This window comes from Kitasatospora sp. NPDC023176, from assembly GCF_055560495.1.
On the sequence record NZ_JBVHIP010000049.1, the window covers coordinates 42,063 to 49,850 of the forward strand.

A 7,788-nucleotide genomic window follows, 5' to 3' on the forward strand; every position below is an offset into this window, starting at 1 on the left:
GGGAGTGGCGGGGGCGCCGGTCACGCTCGACCTCACAGGGTGGCAGGGGCGGTCTCCCCCGTAGTCTCACCGGCCCGGGTGCCCGGGAACAGGGCCCGGGCACCCGAGCCGGGGGTAACGGGCGGTGTCCGCAAAGGGCAGGCCGCCACGGTCGCGGGCGTTGGGGACGGCCGTCCGCGCCGTGGCTCGCCGCCCGCTCCGGGACGGCCGTGCCTGCTGCCCTCTCCGGCCGGATCCGCGGGGACGCACCACCCCCTCCGGCCGGCCCCGTCAGATCAGCCCGCGCCGCATCGCGTAGCCCACCGCGTGGGCCCGGTTGCGCAGCCCCAGCCTCGTGATGATCTCGTGCAGCACGTTCTTGACGGTGCGTTCCGAGTAGGAGGTCTTGGCCGCGATCTCACTGGTGTCGAAGCCCTCGGCGACCAGCCGGAGCATCTCCGCCTCCCGGGCCGTCAGGGTCGACAGCGTCAGGCCGCGGCCGTCCAGCATGGTGCGCTGGAGTATCCCGATCCGGTCGAGCAGCTCACCGAGCAGGTCGCCGGGCATCACGCCCTCGCCGTTGGCCAGCGCGGTGATCAGGTGCACCAGCCGGTCCTGGTCCGCGTCCGAGCGGCGCAGCACGGCGGCGACCCCGTGCTCGACGATGGCCTGAAGTCCGCCGGCCTCGAACTGGCCGACCACCAGGCCGATCCGGCCCGAGGTGGCGAGCCGCAGCCGGCGCAGGTGGTCGACGACCGCCTCGGTCAGGGCGTCCACCACCAGCAGGGAGACCTCGGCCCGGCCCGCGTCGGCCTCGCTGAGGAGTTCCACCTCGGGCCGCTGGCGCAGCTGTTGGACCACTCCGGTCTGCAGGATCAGGTCCTCGGCGTACACCGCGACGGGTATCTGGGCGGGCCGGCCACGCCCTTGGACGGGGATCCGCGCTCCGGCCGGGCGGGCGATGCCGGACGGCGGGACCGGCGGCAGCTGCCGGGTGGTGACGGCTTCCCTGCGGGATGCCTCGGTCGACGTCATCGAACACTCCAATTCTCCAGTGGACCTGCGGCGGTCGCGGCCGGGGCCCCGCGGAGCGGAGCCGGCCGTGCGCCCGGTCGAGGGTCTGGTCGGTACGGGCCCGGGTCGCGCGGTGTGGCGCGACGGCACCGGGCAGGGTCGGTCGGTCCGCTCGGGCAAGGGGTGTGCCCACGGCTTGCCCGTACGGCCCTCTCCGCGGACGGTCCTCCGGACCTACCGTCACACCATGACCACATCCGCCGAACTCGGCCTGCCCGCGCTGACGGTGGCGCCCGGTGGCGTGGCCACCACGACCCTGACGGTGCGCAACGACCTCGACATCGTCGAGGCGTACACGCTGGAGGTGGTCGGCGACTGCGCCGCGTGGACGACGGTCGAACCGGCCCGGGTGTCGCTCTTCCCGGGGACGTCCGAGACGGTGACGGTGCGCCTCGCCCCTCCCCGCTCGCCCGCCGCCCGGGCCGGCGACTTCCCGCTCGGCATCCGGGTCCTGCCGACCGAGCGCCCCGAGCTGGTGACGGTCCCGGAGACCACGGTCACCGTGACGCCGTTCCACGAGCTCCAGGCCGCTCTCGCGCCCCGCCGCCGCCGCGGCTGGCTGCGCGGCCGCTACCGCGCCTCGGCGCGCAACCTCGGCAACGCCCCCACCACAGTGGTGCTCACCCCCGGACAGGCCGGTGAGGACCTGCGGTTCCGGGCCACCCCGGAGCGACTGCAACTGGCGCCCGGCGAGTCCGGCGAACTGCGCTTGCAGGCGCGGGCCCGCAAGCTGATCTGGTTCGGCAAGCCGGCCTCCTGGCCGTTCGAGGTGACGGTGGGCCCGGAGCAGGGCACCGCCGGCCAGGGCCCGGACGGGAAGCGCCCGGACGGCAAGGGGGCGAACGGGAAGGGCCCAGACGGAAAGGGCAAGGAGGGCGGCGGCAAGGACGGGAAGGGCACCGACGACCGGAGCACCGAAGCTCCCGGCGTCGTCCAACGCCCGGTGCTGGAGGGCGAGTTCCTCCAGCTGCCGATCTTCCCCAAGTGGCTGCTGGCCCTGCTGGCGGCGCTGATCGCGCTGCTGCTGGCCTGGTTCGCCCTGGTCCGCCCGGCGGTGCGCAGCTCCGCCAAGCAGGCCGCCGAGCAGGCCGTCGCCCAGCAGAGCGCCACTCCGGCCCCGGCCGCTACCCCCGGCGCACCCGGCGGGGCACCGACGGCCGCCTCCGGCGGGAATCCCGGCGGCCAGACCAAGCCCGGCGCCGGACAGCCGAGCACCGGTGGCCGGGCCCCCGGTCCGGGCGCGGCCGAGCCGGGCACCGGTCGGCAGAGCTCCGCCACGATCGACGTGCAGACCGCCAACGGTGCCGCGACCACCGGCAGTTACCAGGTGCCGCACGGCAAGGTCTTCGACATCACCGACCTCGTGGTGGCCAACTTCCAGGGCGACCAGGGAGTGGTGACCATCATGGCCGGCAAGCAGACGATCACGACGATCGCCCTGGAGACCTTCCGCAACCAGGACTACCACTGGGTGACTCCCATCCAGGTCCCCGAGGACCAGGCAGTGACGGCGAACGTGACCTGCGAGTCCCCGGGCACTCCGGCCTCGGGCAAGCAGGCACCCACGTGTCACGAACTCCTCAACATCAGCGGAACGTTGAGCGACATCAGCAGGTAGGGGAACCGGTCCGGTTGCCCCCGAGGCGGGCTGTCCTCCCCGCCTCGGGGGCAACCGGACCGGAAAGGTGCACCCGGCGCACCAATGGTGTCAACGGGCTCTTCCCCCGGGATCACCCCGTCCGCCCCCAGCGATCTTGCTCCTCCCCATCTCCTCTCACGCCCTGTGACCATGTCAAACCCGACGGCCACCTCGGCCGATGCGCACGCCGGCCGACAACCCGTTCGAACCGTATCAATACGGGGCACGTGCCCTCCCGGGGAAGCCCCGGCGGCCCCCCGGGGCAGACGGTCCGTCCCCAACGGGCCGTCGGGCCTGCCCGCCGCGCACGTTACTGACGCGTACTCAGTACACCAGCAACCCGGCACCGATCCGTCCCTCGTGGCCCCTCTGAGCCCGTATACCCACCGAATCGCCACAAGAGGGAGACAAACCACCGCCACGGCGCCCGCACCGACCGAACGGGCGGTCTGCCGGGAACCCGGCCGCACCATCGTTCCCCGCCCCATCGGCGGGTGCCGGGAAAGCCGTTGAGCACCGCCCTCGTGGGGCGGTGCTCAACGGCTCGTCGATTCAGTTGTGGCCCAGCCGAGTTGACCGCTAACGGCGCGGCCCCGCCACGGCGTACACCGCGGTACCGATCACCAGCAGGGCCCACGGCATCCCGGTGGACAGATCCGTACCCGGCGAGAAGACCATCCAGTGGAGCACCTCCCCCACCGCGCCGCCCGGAGGCGGGACGAGGAGGGTGACCGCGAGCCAGCCGGTCGGCAGGACCCAGGCGAGCTGCGCCCCGAACAGCGCCGCCCCGAGCGCGGCCAGGCCCACCAGGCCCGCCCCGTCCCGGACGACGAACCCGGCGGGGGCGAGTGTCACTCCCCCCGCCTGGACCGCCAGCAGCGCCGGGCCCGCGACCGCTCCGATCAGCAGCACGTGCGCGGCCCGGCGGGGCGCCCACCGGATCGCGGCCGTCCGCTCCAGCACGACGTCCTGCCCGCCGAGCCCGATCGAGGCGGCCACCACGTTCACGGCGAGGACCAGGGCCGCCGTCCCCAGGTACATCACACCCGGCTCCGGATCGTCGAGGGCCCACAGCGCCACCGTGACGAGCGCGACCGCGGCCGCCGAGAGCGGCACCTGCCGGGACCGGGCGTACAGGACCAGCCACCTCATCGCGCCGCCTCCCCCGCCAGCGCCGGAAGCTGACCGTGGCCCGAGCAGGAGAGCATCGCGGCATGCAGCGCGGCGATCCGCGAGCGCTGCTCGGCCGGCGGCGCCGCCGTCAGCCGCTCCCAGGCGGCGTCGGCGTCCGCCCAGATCCTGAGCGAGTACGGGTCGCTGCCCTTGTCGGCGAGCGGCTGGAGCTTCGCGTCGTGCAGCGCCCAGCTCACCGCGATGCTCTGGACGGGGACGTCACCGCGCCCGCCGCCCTCCCGGTCGTTGCTCGCCCGGCAGTTCGGGGCCAGCCCCTGGGCGATCAGCGCGCGGGTCAGCGCATCGCCGGACGCGTCGGTGAGCAGCCGTTCGTCGAAGTCGACCAGCACCACGCCACCGGAGAGCGGGCGGACGTCGCTGATCGCGCGCAGCTCGGTGTTCTCCCGGATCACCGTCGGCGCCTGGTCGCCCAGGACGTCGTGCAGCACCTTCAGCGCCTCCTTGCCGCGTGGGGCGAGCTCGGGCAGGCGCCCGCCGTTCGCCCGGGTCAGGCAGACCGGCCCGTCGCAGACCGGGGCGGCGGCGGCCCGGTCGACCACGTAGCTGTCGCGCGGGGCGCCCGGGAGGACCAGCAGCGCCAGGGCCGTACCGACCAGCACGGGCACCACGGCGAGCGCCCGGCCCCGGTGGGTCACCGTCGACAGCAGGGCGAAGCCCGTGCCCAGCAGGCCCAGCAGCCAGAGCGTCTGGCCGAGGTGGACGGCCCCGGAGAGGGTCAGCAGCATCTGCCTCGGGTCCGCGGTCGCCAGGGACAGCTGGATGAGCCGGTTCGAGGTGCGGCCCGAGGGCTGCAGACCGTCGCTGTTCGGCGAGAGGAAGGCCGTCAGCACCAGGAAGCCCAGGGTCAGAGCCGGCGGGGTGAGCACGGACGGCAGGGCCCGTGCGACCCCCATGCCGAACACGGCGCCCGCGACCAGGCCCAGGATCGCCACCATCGAGATCGGCAGCCAGCCGAGCGGCGTGTAGGTGGTCCGGCCCAGCGCCACCTCGACCCCTCCCACCAGGACGACGAGGCCGAAGCCCGCCGCCAGCGCGAGCGCGAGCGCACCGGCCGGCACCGCCGCGCGCCGCCAGGCCGGGCGCGGCGTACTGCTCAGCAGTTCACCCATCCGCGAGCGGGAGTCGCGCAGCCCGTACACCGCCCCGAAGCCGACGGCCAACGGCCACCAGAAGGCGAGGAAGTGGCGCGTCCACAGCGCCATGGAGGTCCACTGCGCCGTCCACCCCGCATCGCCCCTCCACCAGATCCCGTCGATCAGGAAGAAGACCGCCAGGCTGCCGGCCAGGACGACCAGCCCGGCCCACGGGGCGGCGGAACGCCGCAGTTCGATGCCCAGCACACGCCCGTTCACCAGTTGCCCCCCTGCCCGGAGTCACGGAGCAGGGCCGAGTAGCCGCGCTCCAGCGGGCTGTCGCCCGGGTACTCGCTGCCGCCGGCCGCGGCCAGGTCGTCCGGAGTGCCCTGGAAGACCAGCCGGCCGTCCGCGAACAGCACCACGTCGGAACAGGCCGCCGCGACGTCCTCCACCAGGTGGGTGGAGACGACCACGCAGGTGTCCCGGCCCAGTTCCTGCAGCAGCTCGCGGAAGCGCAGCCGCTGCGCCGGGTCCAGGCCGGCCGTCGGCTCGTCCAGCAGCAGCACCGCGGGGTCGTTGACGATCGCCTGGGCGATGCCGGCCCGCCGGACCATGCCGCCGGAGAGGGTCTTCATCCGGTGGTCGGCCCGGTCCGCCAGGCCCACCCGTTCCACCGCCCGTTGGACGGCCGCCGGGACGTCCGCCTTCGGCACCTCCTTCAGCCAGGCCATGTACTCGACGAACTCACGCACCGTGAAGCGCTTGTAGTAGCCGAAGTCCTGCGGCAGGTAGCCGATCCGGCGACGCAGCGCCCGGTGGTCGCCCAGCCCGCCCACCGAGGCGCCGAGCAGCTCCAGCTCGCCCCCGGCCGGCCGCAGCACCGTCGCCAGGGCCCGGATCAGGCTGGTCTTGCCCGCCCCGTTGGGCCCCAGCAGGCCATGGGCACCGATGCCCAGGGAGAGGTCCAGTCCGTCGACGGCCATCTTCTTCCGGCCGACCCGCACTCTCAGGTCACTGGCCCGGATCTCCCAGGCGTAGGTCTTCGGCGCGGTCTCGGCCGCGCTCGTCATGGGCGCCATGCGGCGGCCCCTTTCGAGGGTCGATGGTCGTTTCACAGCGGTGCGTTTCACAGCGGTGCGTTTCACAGCGGTGCGTTTCACAGCGGTCAGGCAGGCGCCTCGTCGCAGCGCCTGGTGGCGTTTCAGAGCGTCGAAAAGGCGTTTCGGCGGACGATCACGGCGCCGACGGCGAGCACAAGCAGCAGTCCCCACCCGGGCAGCCCGCCCGACTGCAGGGCGAGCCGCACGGCGAGCGGCACCTGTCCGGTGGCCCCCGTGGGCACCACCACGGCGACGCCCCAGGCGGCCGCCAGCCCGACGGCGGCCCGGGTCACCCCGATCACACTGCCCAGCGCCAGGGCGGCGGAGGTGAAGGCCAGCGAGGGCAGCAGCCACTGGGCGACCGTCATGGTCCCGGTCAGCCACCCCGTCAGCAGCAGCCCGGGCAGGACCACGGCGAGCACCGCCGTGGTGCGCCTGAGCAGCAGGGGCAGTCCCGCCCGGGCGGTCGAGGCCGTCAACTCGTGCGCCGGGTCCAGCGCGCGCGACCAGGCCGCGGCGACACCGAACAGCGGCAGCACGGGCGCCACCAGGGACACCGGCGAGGCACCGCCCAGCAGCGTCGCCGGCGCGGCCGCGTCCAGCAGCAGCGCCGCCAGGATGACGGCGGCGGTCATCGCCAGCCACGGCGCCATCACCGGGGTCAGCCAGGCCGACACCCACCGCGGACTGCGGCGCCGCGCGGGCGCCCGGACAGCCGCGTCCAACTGCGGCTCCAGGCCCGCCCGGACGGTCTCCAGCAGCGCCGAGACCTCGGGCGCCTCGGCGGCCACCGAGGCAGCCAGCAGGCTCCGGCACGACGCGCACGTCTCCAGGTGGGCCTCCAAGGCCCACACCGTGTCCGCCGCCATCGTGGCGTCACCCCGGGCGTAGTCGTCGATCAACCGCCTCGACGCGTGTTCCTCCCTCATGCCAGCGCCTCCCGCATCGCGATCCGGGCCCGGCGGGCGCGGGTCTTGACCGTGCCCTCGGGCAGTCTGAGCAGCACGGCAGTCTCCCGGACGGAGAGGCCGTCGAGCACCGTGGCCTGCAGTACCTCGCGGAGTTCCGGCGCCAGCCGCCGCAGCGCGTCGCCGACGTCACCGCCGACCGTCCCCGCGAGCGCCTCCTCCTCCGCGGCGGGCACCACCGCCCGTTCGGCGGCGGCGACCGGCGGCTCGGCGTGGTGGGCACGACGCCGGAACGCGTCGACCAGACGGCGCGCCGCGATCGTCCACAGCCATCCGACGGCCGAACCGCCCACCGCGCTCCCGGCGAACGCGCCGGCCGCGCGCCACACCGCGAGATAGGTCTCCTGCATGACCTCGGCGACGATCTGCTCGTCCGAGCAGCGGCGGCGCAACCGCACCGCCAGCCACGGCGACGTCCGGCGGTACAACTCGTCGAACGCCCCGCGGTCGCCCCTGGCCACCAGCCGGAGGAGACGTTCCTCGTCCAGCTCGTCCAGTGCTCTCCTGCGTGATCTCACACCAGCCAGACGCCCGATCCGGCGCGCAGGTTCTGCATCCGACGTGACCTGCATCACAGCCCAGGGGCCCCCTTCGTGAAGACGCGGGCCACCCGCGAAAGCGCCGGCCACAATGCGGGCCGAAACGCGAAAAGGCCCACCCGGAAACCCGGGTGGGCCTTTTCTGAAGAATTGTTCGGCGGCGTCCTACTCTCCCACAGGGTCCCCCCTGCAGTACCATCGGCGCTGTGAGGCTTAGCT

The 7,788-nt window shown here is 74.1% G+C and carries 7 protein-coding genes and 1 rRNA gene; 1 reads left to right on the forward strand and 7 read right to left on the reverse strand.

Features of this window, described 5'->3' with window-relative positions; genetic code table 11:
• Positions 1 to 270 precede the first annotated feature (270 nt).
• A complete protein-coding gene (locus ACZ3YL_RS38500; protein WP_465662196.1) occupies positions 271 to 1,014 on the reverse strand; it encodes a response regulator transcription factor in 744 nt (247 codons plus the stop codon).
• A 226-nt stretch (positions 1,015 to 1,240) separates the two neighbouring features.
• Between ACZ3YL_RS38500 and ACZ3YL_RS38505 the strand changes: the two genes are divergently transcribed.
• On the forward strand, positions 1,241 to 2,671 hold the full coding sequence (locus ACZ3YL_RS38505; protein WP_465662198.1) for a COG1470 family protein: 1,431 nt from the start codon (positions 1,241 to 1,243) through the stop codon (positions 2,669 to 2,671).
• Positions 2,672 to 3,271: 600 nt separating this feature from the next.
• Here ACZ3YL_RS38505 and ACZ3YL_RS38510 read toward each other — a convergent pair.
• The 6 genes from ACZ3YL_RS38510 to rrf all read right to left on the reverse strand — a co-directional run.
• On the reverse strand, positions 3,272 to 3,844 hold the full coding sequence (locus tag ACZ3YL_RS38510; RefSeq protein WP_465662200.1) for a hypothetical protein: 573 nt from the start codon (positions 3,842 to 3,844) through the stop codon (positions 3,272 to 3,274).
• Positions 3,841 to 5,238 carry a hypothetical protein gene (locus tag ACZ3YL_RS38515; protein WP_465662202.1) on the reverse strand — a complete coding sequence of 466 codons (1,398 nt, stop codon included), beginning with the start codon at positions 5,236 to 5,238 and terminating at the stop codon, positions 3,841 to 3,843. The genes ACZ3YL_RS38510 and ACZ3YL_RS38515 overlap by 4 nt, the downstream gene beginning before the upstream one ends.
• A complete protein-coding gene (locus ACZ3YL_RS38520) occupies positions 5,235 to 6,041 on the reverse strand; it encodes an ABC transporter ATP-binding protein (protein ID WP_188305586.1) in 807 nt (268 codons plus the stop codon). Before ACZ3YL_RS38520 ends, ACZ3YL_RS38515 begins: the two co-directional genes overlap by 4 nt.
• Before the next feature lie 122 nt (positions 6,042 to 6,163).
• Entirely contained in the window at positions 6,164 to 6,991 is an 828-nt protein-coding gene (locus ACZ3YL_RS38525) for a zf-HC2 domain-containing protein (protein WP_465662205.1), read from the reverse strand.
• The gene (locus tag ACZ3YL_RS38530; protein WP_465662210.1) at positions 6,988 to 7,491 is read right to left on the reverse strand and encodes an RNA polymerase sigma factor; all 504 of its coding nucleotides are present in this window, start codon (positions 7,489 to 7,491) and stop codon (positions 6,988 to 6,990) included. Before ACZ3YL_RS38530 ends, ACZ3YL_RS38525 begins: the two co-directional genes overlap by 4 nt.
• Before the next feature lie 230 nt (positions 7,492 to 7,721).
• Positions 7,722 to 7,788: ribosomal RNA gene (gene rrf / locus ACZ3YL_RS38535) — 5S ribosomal RNA — on the reverse strand; the annotation flags it as partial.